The organism is Pseudomonas sp. GW456-L12 (assembly GCF_059424045.1).
Window position 1 is genome coordinate 142,505 of the sequence record NZ_JBWKZA010000006.1, and the last position, 17,826, is coordinate 160,330.

Here is a 17,826-nt window from a genome sequence, read left to right on the forward strand (position 1 = left end):
GCCAGGCGGCGCGGTGCATCAGGCGGATCGAGGTGGATGGTTTTGCGTCTGCTGCGCGCCCGATCGCAGCCTGCGGCAGCGGCTACAGGGAACGTGTTCTCAGACAGGCCGACCGGCAGGTCGCCTCGCGTTGTTTTTGATTTTCTTGCCCCGTCGGGAGGCCGAGTGGAGGTTCTGCGCAGTGGGCAACCCGGCAGGGATGCCGGGTTAGCCGCCCCAGGCCATGGATGGCCTGGGGCGGCGGCCCACGGAGCAGGACCGGAGCGAGGGAATCCGAGCCCTAGCGAGGACCGGACGCTGGGGGCAAGAGCCTTTTGGTTACTTTGGGGCTTTTCCAAAGTGACTCGCCGTAAGGGCGAAACCGCCAGTGGCCGTTACCGCAGCAACGGATATGTACCCCGACCCCGCCGTAAGGGCGGAACCGCCAGCCGCCGTGACCGCAGCAACGGATATGTACACGGTCAAGCCCACGACCACGGCCAAGCCCCGGAGTTACTCCCATGAACCCCCAACTCCCTTACGCCTGGGCCAAATCCCAACGCATCCTCCTGCGCCATGGCGAGGAGGGCGCCGTACTCCTGGTCTGCCCCTCGACCCCCGGCTGGTCGATCAGCGAAGCGCGCCGCCAGTTCGGCCCGGCGCGGCTGGAGCGGGTGCGCGACGAAGAACTCGACGGCCTGCTGGCCAGCGCCTATTCCGACACCGGCAGCGCCGCCGCGGTGGTCGGCGCCGCCGAGAACGAGGTCGACCTCGACCGCCTGATGCAGGACATCCCGGAAATCACCGACCTGCTGGACACCCAGGACGGCGCGCCGGTGATCCGCATGATCAACGCCTTGCTGACCCAGGCCGCGCGGGACGAGGCCAGCGATATCCATATCGAGCCCTATGAAAGCCATTCGGTGGTGCGCTACCGGGTCGACGGCACGCTGCGCGACGTGGTCTCGCCGCGCAAGGCCCTGCATGGTGCGCTGGTGTCGCGGATCAAGATCATGGCCCAGCTCGACATCGCCGAAAAACGCCTGCCCCAGGACGGTCGCATTGCCTTGCGCGTGGCCGGGCGGCCCATCGATATCCGCGTGTCCACGGTGCCCACCGGGCACGGTGAAAGGGTGGTGATGCGTCTGCTGGACAAACAGGCCGGGCGCCTGCAACTGGAAACCTTAGGCATGGACCCCCAAGTGCTGGGCAAGCTCGACCACCTGATCCGCCAGCCCCACGGCATCGTGCTGGTCACCGGCCCCACCGGCAGCGGCAAGACCACCAGCCTCTATGCTGCCCTGGCACGGCTGGACGCCAGCACCAGCAATATCCTCACCGTCGAAGACCCGGTGGAGTACGACCTGCCGGGCATCAGCCAGATCCAGGTCAACGCCAAGATCGACATGACCTTCGCCCTGGCCCTGCGCGCGATCCTGCGCCAGGACCCGGACATCATCATGATCGGCGAGATCCGCGATCTGGAAACCGCGCAGATCGCCGTGCAGGCTTCGCTCACCGGGCACCTGGTGCTGGCGACCCTGCACACCAACGACGCGGTGTCGGCGGTCAACCGCCTGATCGACATGGGCGTCGAGCCGTTCCTGCTGGCCTCGTCGATGCTCGGCGTGCTGGCCCAGCGCCTGGTGCGGCGGCTGTGCCCGCACTGCAAGGAAGAAGACCCGACCGCCCCCGGCACCTGGCGCCCGGTGGGCTGCCCGGCCTGCAACCAGGTCGGCTACAGCGGGCGGACCGGCATTCACGAACTGTTCTGCATCGACGACGACATTCGCAGCCTGATCCACCAGGGCGCCGACGAACAGGCGCTGCGCGCCGCCGCACGGCGCGCCGGGATGTTGAGCATGCGCGAGGACGGCGAGCGCTGGGTGCGCAGTGGCGCCACCGCCCCTGAAGAAATCCTGCGCGTAACCCGGGACGCCTGATGAACCGCTATCGCTACGAAGCCGCCGACGCCCTCGGCAAGATCGAGTCCGGGCACCTGGAAGCCGACAGCCAGAGCGCTGCTTTCGGCGTGCTGCGCAGCCGTGGGCTGACGGCGCTGATGGTGCAGGTCGAGAGCAACACGCCCAAGGCCGGTGGCGGGAGCCTGTTCAGCGCCAAGCTGTCGGACAACGACCTGGCCTGGGCCACCCGCCAGCTGGCCAGCCTGCTGGGCGCCAGCCTGCCGCTGGAGGCGGCGCTGAGCGCCACGGTCGAACAAGCGGAAAAAAAGCACATCGCCCAGACCCTCAGCGCGGTGCGCGCCGATGTGCGCAGCGGCATGCGTCTGGCCGAAGCCCTGGCGGCGCGGCCACGGGACTTTCCGGACATCTACCGGGCACTGATCGCCGCCGGCGAAGAGTCGGGCGACCTGGCCCAGGTCATGGAGCGCCTGGCCGACTACATCGAAGAACGCAACACCTTGCGCGGCAAGATCCTCACCGCCTTTATCTACCCCGGTGTGGTCGGGCTGGTCTCGGTGGGCATCGTGATCTTCCTGCTCAGCTACGTGGTGCCCCAGGTGGTCAGCGCCTTCTCCCAGGCACGCCAGGACCTGCCGGGGCTGACCCTGGCGATGCTCAACGCCAGCGACTTCATCCGCGCCTGGGGTTGGTTGTGTTTCGGCGTGCTGGCGGGTGGCTTCTGGAGCTGGCGTATGTACCTGCGCAATCCCCAGGCCCGCTTGAACTGGCACAGCCGGGTGCTGCGCCTGCCGCTGATCGGGCGTTTCGTGCTGGGCCTGAACACCGCGCGCTTCGCCTCGACCCTGGCGATCCTCGGCGGAGCCGGGGTGCCGCTGCTGCGCGCCCTGGAAGCGGCGCGCCAGACCCTGTCCAACGACCGTCTGAGCCAGAGCGTCAGCGACGCCACCGCCAAGGTCCGCGAAGGCGTCAACCTGGCCGCCGCGCTGCGGGTGGAAAAAGTCTTCCCGCCGGTGCTGATCCACCTGATCGCCAGCGGCGAAAAAACCGGCGCCCTGCCACCCATGCTCGAACGCGCCGCGCAAACCCTGTCCCGCGACATCGAACGCCGCGCCATGGGCATGACCGCCTTGCTCGAACCGCTGATGATCGTGGTCATGGGCGGGGTGGTGCTGGTGATCGTCATGGCGGTGCTGCTGCCGATCATCGAGATCAACCAGCTGGTGCAGTAACGACATCGATTGCCGGCTCGCTTTTCTGTAGGAGCGAGCTCGCTCGCGAAAAAGGCTCAAGGCAGCGGGATGTTTCGGCAAGAACCGCGTCAAGGTTCAGGGCCATCGCGAGCAAGCTCGCTCCTACAGGGGTAGCCTCGGCCCGGAGAATTTTTTCCGCCTCGTCCTCACCACCCGAGCGGCACATCCGCCGAACTCGGGTTCCTCGTTCTGTCATACACAACCACCCCCAGCGCCCCCAACCAAAGACCCGCGCCGCGCCTGGCCAAGAGCTGGCAAAAGGCCCCGCGACACCTCGCTGTCACCTGCGCTGAAAAGCCCGCGCCAGGGCCCTCGAACACCCGAGAAAGTTTTTGAAAATCAAGGTCTTTCTCCCGAGGTTTTTTCCTTTATCTGTCACCGGAAACTGCGAACTTCTTACCCATGGCCTCACCCCGCACAACGCTCTCAGAGCAGGGCAGAGGATCTGAGCGCCATGGCGTCATGCAAGAACCATTGACCTCCGTATACACACGACGAAAGGAGATTCTTCATGTTTAAGCGCACTATGATCGCAGCTTCCATGGCCGTAGCGGCTCTGGCTTCGGCCCAATCGATGGCTGCTGTTGTGGGTGGCGGTGCCACTCTGCCACAGAACCTGTACGGCACCACCGCCGGTACCGGCATCCTGGCTTCCTCGACTCCTGGCTTCAACCCTTACATCGGCGTAGGCAGCGGCGCAGGCAAGCAGGCCTTCTTCAACAATGACTCCACCAAGTTCAACCTGGCAGCTGGCATCAACGTCGACTACGCCGGTAGCGACTCGATCGTGAGCCTGACCGAACTTAACGCCTACAACGCCAGCGCCGATAAGGGCCGTGCCTCTTTCGGTCCTCTGGTTCAGATCCCGGCCGAAGCCACTTCGGTGACTGTGCCTTACAACATCGCTGGCCAAACCACGCTGAACCTCACCAGTGCTCAACTGGCCGATATCTTCTCGGGCAAGATCACAAACTGGAATCAAGTCGTCTTCGCCGGGGCTGCCGGTCCAGACCTGCCGATCAAGGTTGTTTATCGCACTGACGGCAGTGGCACCACCGAAATCTTCACCACTCACCTGAACGCGGTGAAACAAGCCTCGGTACCCGCCGCCAGCAACAACTTCGCCACCGCCGTGGGCTTCAACCCGGCCACCAACGCTCCAGCCGGCTCGACTTACATCGGCGTTTCCGGTAGCGGCGCGATCGCTTCCAACGTGGCCAGCACCAATGGCGCCATCGGTTATGTCAGCCCTGACTTCGCCGAGTTCAACAACGCTGCCAAGGTGGCAACGGTCAACGGTTTCCTGCCAACTGAAGTCAACGTGCAGATCACCCTGGATACTGAACGTCCACCGACCGATCCTCTCAGCGGCAAGGACGTCACCAATCCACGGGATTGGGTACCGACCTTCCCTAACCCAAGCACCGGCTATCCAATCGTTGGTTATACCAACCTGGTTTTCAGCCAGTGCTACAAGGACGCCGGTGACAACCTGCGCATCCGCAACTTCCTCAATACCCACTACACCGGTGGCAACAACACTGCGGTGTCGAGCCACTCCTTCATCCCGCTGTCGGCTACTTGGCAGGCCGCTGTACACAACACCTTCTACAACACCTCCAGCGCCCTGCGCGTCGGCAACACCAACGTCTGCAACGGCATCGGTCGTCCGGCCTGATACCCCGCCCTCGGCAGGGTTCGCGTAACAGCCGGCAATGGCTCAGGTCATTGCCGGCTTTCTCGTTTCCGCCTGTTGTCGCGCAGATGAACTTTGCATGACAAGAGTTCGGTCGCGCCTGCCCATAACCGCCTTAGCAGTAACCCCGCGAATGTTTTGGCGTCAACCGCTGCATCCGCCATTCGCCCGAACCGTAAGAAGGACTCGCAAGTGATGCGCTCTGAGCCGAATCTACCTGTTTCCCGACTCATCAACGCCTCCGCTGCCGCCGGGCAGCCGGTGCTGCGACTCAAGCCGCTGGCGCATGCCATTGCCTTGTTGATGCTCGCCGGCACGGCCCAGGCGGCGCAGCCCCAGGCTTTCAGTTCGGGCTGGTTCGGGGCCATGGGAGGTGGCCAGAACGGGGGGACGCACGGAGCCGGCGGGGCAGGGCTGGCGGTCGGTACACCGCCGCCCCTGGCGCAACAGCAGCGGGTCAGCAGTCAGCTGCAACGCTCGATGAGCAACCTCAACAACACCGTGGCCGCCATCGCCGCCCAGCAGGCCGCGCAAGCGGCCGGGCGCGCGGCGGCGCTGACCGCTCCACAGACTGTGCATAACGGCCTGGGGGGCAATGGCCTGAATGTGCTGCTCGGGGCCGACGGCAAGCCGCTCTTCGTCAATGCCGAGGGGCCGGTGCAGACCGATGCCAACGGCAAGGCGCTGGTGTCGATCAAGCAGACCGCCGACAAGGCGATTCTCAACTGGGAAACCTTCAATATCGGCCGTGACACCACCGTTGAATTCCAGCAGAACGCCGATTGGGCCGCGCTCAACCGCGTCAACAACAGCACCTCGCCCAGCCAGATCCAGGGCGCGCTTAAGGCCGACGGCACGGTGATGATCCTCAACCGTAACGGCGTGGTGTTCAGCGGCAGCAGCCAGATCAATGTGCGCAACCTGGTGGCTGCAGCCACCACCATCAGCGACGAGCAGTTCAACAACCGTGGGCTGTTCAGCGCCAGCGACAGTGCGCCGACTTTCAGCGACGCCGCTGGCAAGGTGCTGGTGGAGCAGGGCGCATTGCTCCAGACCCACACGCCTGGTTCTTCCACCTCCAGCGGCGGTTATGTGCTGTTGCTCGGCAAGGAAGTGGATAACGCGGGCAGCATCAACACCCCGCGGGGCCAGACCGCTCTGGTCGCCGGCGACAGCTTTGTGATCAAGAAAGGCTACAGCACCGACGGCAACCCGACCTCGACCACCCGTGGTAACGAGGTCGTCGCTTCAGGCGGCGGCAAGGTCAGCAACCATGGCTCGATCCTGGCGGCGACCGGCGACATCACCCTGAGCGCCCAGGAGGTGCTGCAACAAGGCCTGGCCCTGAGCAGCACCTCGGTGGACGCCCGTGGCACCCTGCACCTGAATGCCCGGGGCAGCGACGCCAAGGTCACCCTGGGCGAGGGCAGTACCAGCGCGATCCTGATCGACAGCAGCACGGCCCTGGACAGCCAGCGGGACGGGTTGCTGACGCCCGCCTTGAACCAGGCTGGCAACGCGACGCCGGCCGATACCTATCGTCGCGACCAGTCACTGGTGGAGATCATCAGCGGCGGCACCGTGGACTTCCAGAGCGGTTCGATCACCCTGGCCACCGGCGGCCAGGTCGCGGTGAATGCCGGACAGCGCAGCCTGGTGCGCGACGGTGCGGTGATCGATGTGTCGGGGGCGGTGGGCGTCAAGGTGGCGATGGAGTCCAACAGCGTCAAGGTCAATATCCAGGGCAACGAGCAGCGCGACGCCTCGGTCAACCGCGACAGCAAGAACCTCAACAGCAACGATGTCTGGGTCGACACCCGCGAGCTGGTGCTGGTCCCGGCGGGGACCAACGGCTACGCCACGGATCGCTGGTACACCGCTGGCGGCTTACTGGAGGTGGGCGGTTATCTGGGAACCCAGCCGCACAACATCGGCGAATGGATGGCCCAGGGCGGCAGCGTACGTCTGAGCGGTAATGAGGTAGTGACTCAGCAGGGTTCGCAGATCAACCTCTCCGGCGGCACCCTGGACGTGCAGGACGGGATGATCCAGCAGACCTGGCTGCGGGCCGCCGATGGCCGGCTGATCGAGTTGTCCAGGGCTCCGGGTGACATTCTCTACAGCGGGCTCTACAAGGGCTTCGAAGAACACAGCGTGCGCTGGGGCCAGACCGAGTATCACTACAACCCGTTGATCGCCCCCCGCGAGCGTTTCGAACAAGGCTACAGCGTGGGTCGAGACGCCGGCCGCCTGGAAGTCAGCACTCGCCATGCGGTACTTGAAGGGCAGATCGTCGGTGATACCTTCCAGGGCGATCGCCAGACTCAGGCCCCACGCCCGGGGCTCGATGGCTACCAGCAGGGACAAAACGCCGTGGCCCGGGGCGGGCAGTTGGTGGTGGGGGCTTATGTGCCTTACTACGTCAAGGACAGCGCCAGCCTGCAGTACGCCCTGAGTGCCGATGCCAATACCGTCAAGCAAGTGGTGCTGGGGCAGGCCGCGGCGATAGCCAATGGGCTGGACCTGGACACTGTTCTGCCCGATGAGCGCAAGGGCACCTTGTGGCTCGACACCGAGCAGCTCAACGGCTTCCAGCTCAGCAGCATCAAGGTCGCCGCCACCGGCAGCATTCTGGTTGATGGTGCGCTGCAGGTCAGTTCCGGCGGCGATATCACCCTGTATGGGCCACAGGTGCAGGTTGATGCCGACCTGACAGCCCATGGCGGCAGTCTCGCCCTGGGCAATGTGCTGCAGCAGATCACCAGCAATGGCAAGCTCGACACCACCCTGGCGGCGACGGGGGGCAAGCGCGCGACGCTGACAGTTGGCAGTGGCGTCCGGCTGGACGCCAGCGGTCTGTGGAGCAACCTGTTGCTGGACCCCGCCGATGGCAGTCGCTTGCCTTACCTCAATGGCGGCAGCGTCTCGCTGCGCAGCAGCGCCGATGTCGCACTGGAGAGCGGCAGCCTGATCGACGTGTCGTCGGGCGCGGCGCTGATGAGCGACGGCAAGACCCGCGCCGGCAAGGGCGGCAATGTCACCCTGGCGGCCAATGCCAACAGCGCGGCGGCTATCGGTACGCTCACTTTGGACGGTGAGTTGCGCGGCTATGGCGTGAACGGTGGCGGCACCTTGAGCCTGCAGAGCGGCAAGGTGCTGATTGGTGAGCGCGCCGCCGACACTGCTGCCGACACCCTGGTGCTGGCCCCGCAGTTCTTCGACAAAGGCTTCGCCGCGTATGACATCACCGGCAATCAGGGTCTGAAGGTGGCCGACGGGGCACAGGTCGAGGTGACCCAACCGGTGTATCTGTTGGGCGATCAGGCCAGGAGTATGGCAACGGGCGCGGACCTGACCTCTGTGCTGGAGCGCTGGCTACCGGAGCTTTACCAGGAAGACCCGATCAAATCCGTACTCGGCCAGCGCCAGGGCGCGAGCATCAACCTGCGGGCCGGCACCTTGCGTTCGAGCGCGGCGGACATGGCCAGTACCCAGCTGGTGGTGGGTAAGGGATCGGCCATCAGTGTCGATCCGGGCCAGTCGATCACCTTGGGCAGCATCGGTCAGTTGACCGTGGACGGTGCATTGAATGCCTGGGGCGGCGCCATCACCTTGAGCGGTATCTCGGTTGCGCCGGATGTGGCCGAAGACGTCGAGAGCGCCGGTCATGGCCGCTCGATCTGGGTGGGGGAACAGGCGGTGCTCGATGTCGCCGCGCGGGCGGCTACCGCGACCGATGCCCTGCGGCGTCGCTACGGGAAGGTGGACGCGGGTGGCAGCATCGTGATCGGCGGGCAAATCGATCCGCAGACCGGTATCGCCAGCGCGGCCAATCAATTCGTGGTGGTGCGTGAAGGCGCGCGCCTGGAGGCTTCCGGCGCCCAGGCCATAGTCGATGTGGCGGGTCAAGGGCCGGTGGCGATTGCCAGCGGCGGCGGCAGTATTTCCCTGGCGTCGAACAACGGTTTGTACCTGGACGGCAGTTTCAGCGCCCACGCTGGTGGCAGCGGCGCGGCGGGCGGCTCACTGAATGTGGCGCTGGAGACACCGCTCTACCGCACCAATGCGTCGCAGCGGGTGCGCCAGGCGCGGGAGATGGTGGTTGGCCAGAACAGCGCCGACAGCTTGCTGCTCAGCGGCGCCGGTCCCGAAGCCGCGCAAGGCGACCTTACCTATGGTCATGCCCGGCTGGGGCTGGACAAGGTCCAGGTGGGCGGTTTCGATAACCTGTCGCTGCTCAGCAATGGCCTGATCAGTTTCGACGGCGCGCTGTCGTTGGCCCTGGGGCAGAGCCTGCAGCTGTATGCCGGCGCCCTGGCGTTGAACGATGGCGCCGCGACCGGTTCGCGGGTGCAACTGGCCGCGCCTTATGTACGCCTGGCGGGTGTCGGCGCGGTGGATGCACCTGATCGCTCGATGCGCCCTACCGTGCAGGGTGGGGTTTCGACCCAGGCTTCGACGGGCAGCCTGTTGGTCACGGCGGGTAACGTACTGGACATCCGCGATGGCGTGAGTATCGGTGCCCATGGCACCACCCCCAGCGGCCTGAGCCAGGCCATAGACCGCCGTGCCTTCGATGACACGCAACTGATCAGCCAGGGCGACCTGCGCTTCCTGGCCAGCACCGTCAATACGCGCAACACCAACCTGAGCACCCAGGCCGACCTGCGGCTGGCCGCTGCGCAGATCTACCCGGCCACCGGCGCGGTGGCGCAGGTGCTTGCGGGTTATCGGGGCAATGGCCTGGACTACGACCCGGACCGCACCCTGAGTACCGGGCGCACCGGCAGCGCCAATCCGGCGCAACCCTATTCGGTGTTCGGCAAACTGACCCTTGGTGCGGCCGTCATCGAGCAGGGTGGCGTGCTGCGGGCGCCCCTGGGCAATATTTCCCTGGGCACCCAGGAGGGGATATTGCGCTACACCAAACAACTCAGTCTGCTGCCGGGCAGCCTGACGTCGGTCAGCGCCGCGGGCCTGACCTTGCCCTATGGCGGCACGGTGGACGGCGTGACCTGGCGTTTCGACGGTCAGCAAGTGGATTTGCTGGGTGTGGGCGGCACCAGTTCCAGCGGTAACCTAGTGGTGGGCGCGCAGTTGCTGGGGCAGTCGATCGAGGTGCAGCAGGGCGCGGTACTGGACCTCTCCGGGGGCGGCCAGTTGCTGGGCGCGGCGTTCGTGTCCGGACGCGGCGGTTCGACCGATGCGCGCTATAACCCCTTGGTGCAGTTCGGCGCCGATGGCCGCTTTACCTTGCCGGGGCTGGACACCAACCCGGTGTATGCCATCGTGCCCGGGGTCCAGGCCAATGTCGCGCCCAGCGGTGGCGAGGCGGGGGCGACAACGCCCTTGGTGGGCCAGCAGATCAGCATCGACGCGGGCGTCCCCGGTTTGCCGGCGGGCACCTACACTTTGCTGCCGTCGACCTATGCCTTGCTGCCGGGGGCGTTCCGGATCGAGATCAATGGCTTGGCCGCGCCATTCGGCGCGACCGCGCTGACCCGCGGCGCGGCCATGCGCAACGGCTCCTGGTCCAGCGCCGGCCGGCTGTCCATTGCCCAGACCGGGATTCAGGATGCCTTGAGCCACCTGGTGATCCTGACCCCGGCCGCGGTGCTGCGCAGTTACTCGCAATACAACGAAACCCCGTATGCCGATTTCGTGCGCAGCGATGCCGCGCGCCAGGGCGTGCCTCGGGCGGCGCTGGAGGCCGATGGCAAAACCTTGCGGGTCAGCTTGATCGCGGGCCAGAACGGTTCTCCCAACGGCTTCAAGTTCGCTGGGGTAGCACGTTCGGCGGCGGCCGAAGGCGGTTTTGGCGCGGGCCTGGAGGTGATGTCTGGATCTAGCTCCAGCCCCATCGAGATTCTGCCGGCCGGGGCCACTGCCAGCGGCAACGGGGTGGCGTTCCATGCCGATGACCTGAACGCCATTGGCACGGCCCGCATGAGCATTGGCGGAGCACCGACCGTGGTGTACGGCCAGGGTGGCAATTTTGTTGGCTTCGATGTGAACCAGGCCGCGAACTCGGTGACGTTGCGCCAGGGCGTGACCTTGTCGGCGCCTGAAGTGTTCCTCGTTTCCGGCCGGCCCAGTGGCGCGATCCAGATCGAGCAGGGCGCGTCGATCAACACCCTGGGCCGTGGCGACGCTGCCTATGACTCCACCGACGGTTTTATCTACCAACCCGGAGTTCGCAGCGTGCTGGCTGTCTCCAACGGTGTGCTGCAAATGCTCGCGCCGACCGAGGGCGATATTTCCCGGGGGCCTGGCAGTATCTTGATCGGGGACTGTGCACAGGCTACCTGCCAGGGCGAAACCACGCTGTACTCCCAAGGCACCATTGCCTTCGCCACCACCAACACCTTCAGGTTGGGGGACGCGGTGCGTTACGGCACCCGTCACCTGGCGCTGGCGGTCGGTGGGATCAATGTCGGCAGTCCAGAGGCGTTGGCCGCCGCCCAGGCGCGCAATGCACTGCCGTCGGGGTTGACCCTCAACCAGGACGTCATGAACCGCTTGCTGCGCGGCGATATCGCCAGTGGGGCGCCGGCCCTGGAAACCCTGTCGTTGACCGCCGGCCAGTCATTGAATTTCTACGGCAGCACCACCCTGAGCACCCTGGACAGCAATGGCCAGTCGATGCTCGACAACCTGATGCTCAGTACCCCGGCGATCTACGGCGCCGGCGCGGCCGGCGATGTGGCGCTGATCCAGACCGGCAACCTGATCTGGAACGGGGTCGCCGGTACGCCCGCCGCGGTGATCGCCAACGGTGCCGGCACCGGCAGCGGCACCCTGGAAATCCAGGCCCGGCGCATCGAATTCGGCTATGGCCCCAACACTCAGCCCGATCCTTTGGCCGACTACTCACGCCTGGCCCTGGGCTTTACCAACGTCAACCTCAGCGCCAGCGAACGCCTGACCGCCAACCATAAGGGCAGCCTGGCGGTCTATCAGTCCCAGGGGGCCTATGAAGCCGGCAAGGGCTTCGTCTACAGCGGCGGCAACCTGAATATCAGCACGCCGTTGCTCACCGGCGAGGCCGGTTCGGTCAATCGCCTCACGGCGGGGGGCGACCTGCGGTTGAGCCGCGCGCCGGGTCAGCAGGCGGCCTTGCCGGCCATCGACAGCCTTGGCGCTGAAGTGTTGCTGGCCGGTAACAACGTCGGACTGGACAGCGCCGTGGTTCTGCCTAGCGGCAAGCTGACGGTCAATGCCGAGCATGCCTTGAACCTGACCGACAGCGCGCAGCTGGACCTGGCCGGGCGCCAGGTCACCTTCAACGAAGTCAGCCAATACAGCTGGGGCGGCGATGTGATCCTGCAAAGCCGCGAGGGCGATATCCGCCAGGCGGCGGGATCGCGGATCGACTTGTCGGCAGAGAACAACCACGGCGGCAATCTGAAAGTGCTGGCGGTGGGCGAGGGCGGTGGTCAGGTGGATCTGCAAGGCGCGCTGCTCGGCGCCAGCAGCGGGTATTACGACGCCGGTGGCACCCTGGTGCCCTACAAGGCTGGCAGCGTCGATATCCGCGCGCAGACCCTGGGGGACTTCGCCGCGCTCAACCAGCGCCTCAACCAGGGCCAGGTATTCGGCGCCCGCAGCTTCCAGATCAAGCGCGGCGACCTGACCATCGGCAACGAACTCAAGGCCGGCGAAGTCAACGTGTCCGTGGACAACGGCCAGCTGACGGTGCTGGGCAGCATCGACGCCAGCGGCGAGCGGGTCGGCAGCATCCGCCTGGCCGCCAGCCAGGGCCTGACCCTGGGCGGCAGTGCCTTGCTCGATGCCCATGGCACGGCCCTGCGGGTCGACAGCTACGGCAAGATCATCGATTCGCCGAACCGTGCGCTGGTCGAACTCAACTCTGGCCAGGGCCAATTGACCCTGGCCGACGGCGCACGCATCGACCTGCGCCATGGCACCTCGGTCGCTGCCGGTACGGCGCCCGGCCAGTACGACGACCAGGCCCGCGGGACGCTGGAGCTCAATGCCCCGCGCCTGGATGCCAACGATCCGACCCTGGGCGATATCGCCATCGACGCCAGTGGCCGGCTGAACATCCTGGGGGCCCGTTCCATCGCGGTAAACGGTACCGCCCGTTACACCGATGCCCCCGAGGGCACAGCGCCGGCCGCCAGCGGTCGGCCGTATCAGGTGATCGATCAGGCCTACCTGGACGCCAAGCATCAGGACAGCCAGCGCTTTATCGACAATGCCTTGGGCAATGCTGGCCTGATGAACGGCAAGCTGGCCGGTTTGAACAACGCCAGCTATGCCGACGCCTTCCACCTGCGCCCGGGGCTGGAGATCGTCACCCAGGGCGATCTGGTGATCAGCGGTGACCTGGACCTCTCCGGCTATCGTTATGCCAGCGTCAATCCCCATGCGCAGAAAACTGCGGTGTATGGCTCCGGCGAACCGGGCAACCTGGTGATTCGCGCCGGTGGCAACCTGGATATCTACGGCAGTATCAACGATGGTTTCGCGCCGCCGCCGCCGACCCCGGACGATGCCGGCTGGGTCCTGACTCCCGGTCGTCAGTCATTTGGCGGCGACGTGGTGGTGCCGGGGCCGGGGGTGACGCTGGCCGACGGTAGCCTGTTCCCGCCCGGCAAGACCCTCAACTACGCCTTGCCGATCAAGCCGGTACGCCTGGCGCAGGGGACCGTGCTGCCGGTCGAGGCGACCCTGCAGGCCCCGCTGGAACTGCCGGCCGGCACCGTGCTGCAAGCGGCAGTGCGCGACAGCGCCGGCAATCAGGTGTATGCCGCCGGCACCCTGATCCGCGAGGCCGTGACCCTGGCCAGCGGCATGACCCTGGACGCCGGAACGCGGCTGCCCCGGGCGGCCTCGTTGGGCGCCATGACCTGGCCGGCCGGGGTGCCGCTGCCGAGGCGCGACAGCTTTGGCCCGAACAACCCGGACGGCGTGCAACTGGCAGGCTCGCTGGCGCTCAAGGTGGGCGCGTTGATCCCGTCGGAAACCGATGTCAAGTTGCCGTCCGGGGTGATTTCGGTGCCCCTGCGCACAGTGACCGGCGGGCGCCAGGGCAGCAACTGGGCCGTCGCTCCGTTGTTGCCGGAAGGCTCGTTGTCCTGGTCGATGCGCCTGGTTTCGGGGGCCGATACCCAGGCGGCCGACACCCGGGCGATCAAACCGGTGATGGCTGGCGACCTGACCTTGGCCGACACCCATTACGCGGTCTTCGAGGGGCACGAGACCATCATTATCCCGGGGACTCCGGAGCGTCCGGGCGGCGCATGGTTCTGGAGCGACTTGGGGGTGTTGATCGACCCGAGCTTCATTGAAGGCACGCGGGTTTCTCCAGCCGATGAAAGCTGGTGTGTCGATGGCCTGTGCAATCGCTTCAACTACGTCTGGAGCGATCTCGGGGTGTTGATCGACCCGAGCTTTATCGAGGGTACGCCGGTGACGGCGGAGTATGAGTCCTGGTGTTCGGATGGATTGTGTGTCTCGCTGGGCGAGGCCATTCCCGGCACGCCGGAGCAGGTCATCGTCGGCCCGGTGAACAGAGTGACGCCAGTCACCCAGCACTTCAGCGTATTGCGCACCGGGACCGGGGATCTGGAGCTGCTGGCGGCGGGTAATGTGGCCATGCAGTCGTCATATGGGGTCTATACCGCCGGGGCTTCGACGGCTGCACGAGCCGGCGATCTGCAGGCTGCTTTCGATCAGGCGCGCAGTCGGGGCAGCGATGGCAGTGTCCTGGGCAGTGCAGGGGCTGCTTACGAAACCCTGGTCAACGAGGGCCCAGGGAGTCTGTATGCGGCCTGGTACCCGGATCAGGGCGGCAACCTGCTGTTGCGTAGCGGTGGAAGTCTGACCGGCGATGTGTTCAGCAGCTACACCCTTCCGCGTAACGAGAATGCTCGTACTCAATTGGCCAGTTCTAACCTGGGCAATTGGCTCTGGCGTCAGGGGACGGGCGACACGGCCGGGGTTACACCGATTCCTGCCAGTTGGTGGATCAACTTCGGTACTTATGTGAGTGGCCGCGGAGGCGAGAACACCGGTAATCCCGATAGCAGCTTGATTGCGCAGTTGCCAATGCTGGTGGGCTTTACCGGTATCGGCACCTTGGGTGGCGGCAATCTGACCCTGGACGTGGGGGGGGATGCCGGCTTGCTCAGCCGTCGTGGTGCTCCGGACGCGGTTTCCTCGCCACGCAGTCAGGGGCTGGTGCTGGCGGTGGGCAGCAGCGGCCGAGTGACCCCGACAGGCGAGTTGTTGCTGACCGGAGGTGGCGATCTGGATGTGCGCGTCGGTGGCGGTCTGAACCCCGGATTGTCGGCTCGGGCCGCCACCACTACATCATCGATTACTAATCCGCTCTCCACCGACTACACCAAGCAGGATCTGCGTCTGAACGGAGTCTTGAGCAACCTGCGTGGCGCGCTCGGCCTGCAAGCCTCTAGCCTGGGGGGGATTGCCTTGAACTATGGCAGTCTCGCGCTATCCAACGACCGCAAGGAGACCCGCGCCTACGATCCGTTCAATGCGTCCCTGGGCACCGCGACAGGGGGCATGGTGTTGATGCTCGGCGACGCCACGGCCAGCTTGGCCACCCGTGGTGACCTGGTGCTGGCCGGTACGGGCGACCCAGGGCGGACGTCTACTGAAAACGCCTCGGCATTCACCTATGACGGTACTTCTTATGGAACGGGGGGCTATGGCTGGTTCTCGCTGTGGACCGATAGCACTGCGATCAACCTGTTTTCGGCGGGTGGCAATCTGACCCCGAGCGTGCAGGCCGGTGATATAGGCAGTAACGGTCAACCTATTGGCAACCGCAACAGCTCGCCGACCGATGGCCGATTCATCTTCCCTTCGCAATTGAGCGCAGTTGCCGTCAGTGGCGATGTGTTCATCGGCGGCTCGGCGTTGGGGGGTACGAGTAACAACTCGCAGTACGCGTTGCTGTTGGCGCCGTCGACCCAGGGTCGCCTGGAAGTGCTGGCCGGGGATTCGATTTATGCCGGCGGGTATTCCATCAACCAGTCTGGAGCCGCTCTGAGCGCGATGCCCACGCCTTTTACACCGGCATTCGCGGGTTGGGGTATGGACCCTAATAACCCCATAGCTAACCCCATAGTGACTAATCTGAGCAGCGATGGCATTACGATCCCGAACACCAAGGCCGAGTTTTCGCTGTTTGCCTTTGGTTCCAACACCGCCAGCAATCAGTTTGCCAGCCGTGACGCGGCGCGCTTTTATGCGGTTGGCGGGGATATAGTCGGGTTGCGCAGTGGTGAAATACTGAACTTCGCCGCCGGTTCACGGCTTGGACAAACCTGGTACGAAGCGGCCGGGCCGGTGTGGATGAAGGCGGGGCGCGATATTGTCAACTCGGGAACTGCTTTGGGCGAGCCGACAGGGGTCCCCGGCATCATTGCCAGTTCCCTGGGGAATATAATGCCCGATGTCGGCACCAGCAGCGGCAACCTGTTTGTCCATAACAACCCCAACGATATCTCCATCGTTTCCGCCGGACGCGACCTGCTGTTCAGCTCCTTCAACGTCGCCGGCCCCGGCACGCTGGAGATCAGCGCCGGACGCAATATCCTGATGCAGGACAAGGCCTCGGTGAGCAGTCTCGGTCCGGTGGTGGCCGGCGACTCGCGGCCTGGCGCCAGCATCGTCATGCAGGCCGGTGTCGGGGCCGCCGGCCTGGATTACCTGAAGTTCGTCACGCCGTACCTGGACCCGATCAACCAGGCTCAGGCCGGCGTGCCGCTGGCCGAGCAACGGGGCAAAGTCGCCAAGACCTATGAAGCGCAATTGTTGCAGTGGCTCAAGGAGCGCTTTGCCTTCGAGGGTTCCGGCGACGAGGCGCGGGGCTACTTTGCCAGCTTGCCGGCGGAGCAGCAGCGGGTCTTCGCCCGTCGCGTCTACTTCGAGGAACTGCGTGAGGGCGGCCGCGAATACAACGATGCCAACGGCCCGCGTTTCGGCAGCTTCCTGCGCAGTCGCAATGCGATCGCTTCCTTGCTGCCAACCAAGGATGTGGCGGGCAACCCGATCGTTTACGACGGCGACATAACCATGTACGGCGGCGCGGGCGTACACACCCTGTTTGGCGGCGATATCCAGATGCTCACCCCGGGCGGGCAGCAGGTATTCGGCATCGAAGGCGAAGCGCCGCCGGCCACCGCCGGGGTCATCACCCAGGGCGCCGGCGATATCCAGTTGTATTCCCAAGGCAGCATCCTGCTGGGGCAGAGCCGGGTTATGACCACCTTTGGCGGGTCGATCCTCGGCTGGTCGAACGCCGGCGACATCAACGCCGGGCGCGGCTCCAAGACCACCGTGATCTACACCCCGCCCAAGCGGGTCTACGACAACTGGGGCAATGTCACGCTGTCGTCGAACGTGCCGAGCTCGGGGGCGGGGATCGCCACCCTGGCACCGATTGCCGAGGTGCCCGCCGGGGATATCGACCTGCTGGCGCCCTTGGGCACCATCGACGCCGGCGAGGCGGGGATCCGGGTGTCGGGCAACGTCAATATCTTCGCCCTGCAAGTGGTCAACGCCGCGAATATCCAGACCCAGGGCAAGTCTTCCGGGATTCCGGTGGTGGCGTCGGTCAACACCGGGGCCCTGACGTCGGCCAGTTCGGCGGCGTCTTCGGCGACCCAGGCCGCCGAGGATGTGGCGCGCCAGCAGCGGGCGGCGGCGCGGCAGAATATGCCGTCGGTGTTTAGCGTGCAGGTGCTGAGTTTCGGCCAGGAACGCCTGGCTCCGACCCAGGATGGCGCCAGCCGGGCCAACCCCGGTTACAACCCGAACAGCCCGGTGCAGGTGCTGGGCGCCGGGCCGCTGAGCGATCAGGCGCGTCAGCAGTTGACCGAGGAGGAGCAGCGGCAACTGACCTTATAGGTTCTCTCGTGGCAACACGCTTGGGGGCGATCATTGATCGCCCCCTTTTTTTGTCTGCACCTCTAGCGGTGGT

The 17,826-nt window shown here is 65.5% G+C and carries 4 protein-coding genes; all 4 read left to right on the forward strand.

All coding sequences use genetic code 11. The features are described from left to right. Nucleotides 1–500: 500 nt before the first annotated feature. The 4 genes from gspE (at nt 501) to AC07Y9_RS10215 (ending at nt 17,753) form a co-directional block, all read left to right on the forward strand. Nucleotides 501–1,922 carry a type II secretion system ATPase GspE gene (gspE, locus tag AC07Y9_RS10200; protein WP_007928981.1) on the forward strand — a complete coding sequence of 474 codons (1,422 nt, stop codon included), beginning with the start codon at nt 501–503 and terminating at the stop codon, nt 1,920–1,922. Continuing rightward, nucleotides 1,922–3,133: a type II secretion system inner membrane protein GspF gene (gspF, locus tag AC07Y9_RS10205; RefSeq protein ID WP_087091134.1), complete on the forward strand. Its 1,212-nt coding sequence runs from the start codon at nt 1,922–1,924 to the stop codon at nt 3,131–3,133. Before gspE ends, gspF begins: the two co-directional genes overlap by 1 nt. Nucleotides 3,134–3,665: 532 nt before the next feature. Beyond that, on the forward strand, nt 3,666–4,832 hold the full coding sequence (locus AC07Y9_RS10210) for a substrate-binding domain-containing protein (protein WP_102681193.1): 1,167 nt from the start codon (nt 3,666–3,668) through the stop codon (nt 4,830–4,832). Nucleotides 4,833–5,045: 213 nt separating this feature from the next. Next, on the forward strand, nt 5,046–17,753 hold the full coding sequence (locus AC07Y9_RS10215) for a filamentous hemagglutinin family protein (protein ID WP_102681192.1): 12,708 nt from the start codon (nt 5,046–5,048) through the stop codon (nt 17,751–17,753). The last annotated feature ends 73 nt before the right edge of the window (nt 17,754–17,826 follow it).